This window comes from Sagittula salina (genome assembly GCF_017813235.1).
GTDB lineage: Bacteria > Pseudomonadota > Alphaproteobacteria > Rhodobacterales > Rhodobacteraceae > Sagittula > Sagittula salina.
In genome coordinates this window covers 1-315 of the sequence record NZ_JAGISH010000046.1, presented here as the reverse complement: position 1 = coordinate 315, position 315 = coordinate 1, and the positions used below count along the sequence as shown (strand labels likewise).

The 315-nt window shown below is 66.3% G+C and carries 1 protein-coding gene; it reads right to left on the bottom strand.

Annotated features, from left to right (window positions below; translation table 11 throughout):
• A partial coding sequence (locus J5474_RS22510) for a transposase (protein WP_209364245.1) occupies window positions 1–315 on the bottom strand: 315 nt, incomplete at both ends.

The following is a 315-nucleotide window of genomic DNA, read 5'->3' as shown; positions in this document are numbered from 1 at the left end:
GCAAAGAGGTTCTCGATCCTGTGCCGCTGCTTGTAGAGCTTGCAGTCATGTGCGGCGGGGTTCTTGCGCCCGCGCCGCGCTGGGATGCAGGCGGCAATTCCCCTGTCATCAAGGGCTTCGCGGAACCAGTCGGCGTCGTAGCCCTTGTCGGCCAGGAGCGTCCTTGCGGGTGGGAGGGCATCCAGCAGAGCCAGCGCACCTCTCGCATCGCTCATCTGACCGGGCGACAGGAAGAAGGTCAGCGGCCGCCCCAGCCCGTCGCAACCCATGTGCAGCTTCGAGTTCAGCCCGCCTTTGGTCCGTCCGATGGCCCGC